Origin of the sequence: Mycobacterium gordonae, assembly GCF_001417955.2 — a bacterium.
GTDB classification, from domain to species: Bacteria; Actinomycetota; Actinomycetes; order Mycobacteriales; family Mycobacteriaceae; genus Mycobacterium; species Mycobacterium gordonae_B.
Window position 1 is genome coordinate 1 of the sequence record NZ_LKTM01000187.1, and the last position, 1,403, is coordinate 1,403.

1 protein-coding gene is annotated in these 1,403 nt (G+C 60.9%); it reads right to left on the reverse strand.

Annotated features, from left to right (window positions below):
• Positions 1–178: 178 nt before the first annotated feature.
• The gene (locus tag AO501_RS14965) at positions 179–442 is read right to left on the reverse strand and encodes a helix-turn-helix domain-containing protein (protein WP_231752497.1); all 264 of its coding nucleotides are present in this window, start codon (positions 440–442) and stop codon (positions 179–181) included.
• Between the last annotated feature and the right edge of the window lie 961 nt (positions 443–1,403).

The window sequence follows — 1,403 nt, forward strand, 5'->3', positions numbered from 1 at the left end:
CACCAACCTAGGAACTACCGCACGGGGTGGATACTTTCAACTGGCCACCAGCGGATACTCCAACTTGGCCATTGACACCGCTGGGCCTCTATCAACCCTCATCATGCGACGAAGCGCAACCAAGGTCGAGGTTGAAAACTGCCGTCGCCATGGGTGTGGCCGAGAGTGGTTCGAATGCTCAGGCAGACTCTCCGGGTGGCACTGGTAATCCGCTGACGAGGCGTCCGGCATCAACTTCGAGACCGTCGGCGATCTTGATGATGGTTTCCAGCCGGAGGCTCCTCTGGCCGCGCTCCACCTTGCCCAGCTGTGTCCAATGGATGCCACAACGAACGGCAGCCACCTCCTGGCTGAGGCCAAGCTCCTGGCGACGGTCACGGACCCGCTCGCCGAACACGCGGGTGGTGTCGTTGAGCGGCGGCTTGGGATGGTCGTCGGACATGATGACCAACCACATATGGCCCGTGCGGAATGGGCCAGAGCGTGCTGTACGCATGCGTATTGGACCCATGCGTAAGCGGCTTTACAATCTCGTCTAAGGACAACGTAAGGGGGCCATCACTTGGCTCGAAGATCGACACAACGCTCAGCATCGGGTCTGCTGCCCAGCCTCACAATCTGCTGGGTGTTGGGTCTGGCTCCTGCGGTACCCGCGTGCTCAGCCGGCACACCGGTCCCGTCGGGGCTCAACGCGCACCAGTCCTGGCGAGCGGGTTATGAGACTGCTCGGCGCGACTATCGGGGGATATTTGTTCCTCGCTCGATGCAGCAGCAACTTGCGGGCGCGAGCACGGACTCGTGGTGCACGCAGGAGCTGGGCACCTTCACCCAGAGCGTGAATGCCACGGAGTTCGTCAAGGGGTGTGTGGCTTACACGGCTGGGGAGGCCGAGCAATGACACCTCGAACCATTGCCGCCAGCGTGTTTCCTCCCGTCCTGATGCTGACTTTCGTTGCTCTGGGGCAAACGGTGCTTACCGACAGCGCTGTCCACGCCGAACCCACTCCGATTCCGCTACCTCCTTACTACGCAAACCTCCCCGCCGACTTCGCACAGTCCTACCTGCAGGGCTATAACGCATTTCTGTATCGCAGTTCCTCGGACTACCCTCCCGCCAACGTTAGGATGTCGCCTAACGACACCATCTCGTGGATCTGCCTTTCACAGCAGCGCGCAGCGCGGTCTAGGGGGCAAGGCCCAGCGCAAGCGTCCGCATTTAATGAGGGCTGTTTGCATGCAGCAAGAGCGAACGCTGGACCGTGATGATGGTCCTGGCCCCCAATCTGCTGTGCAAGCAGACCAAGCTAATGCGCCGTCGACGGCGTACGGAACCTGTCAACCTGAATGAGGCACCGTTGCGCGGTATTTACTGAGCGTCCTCCTCTGGATGGTCGGGTGGGTTG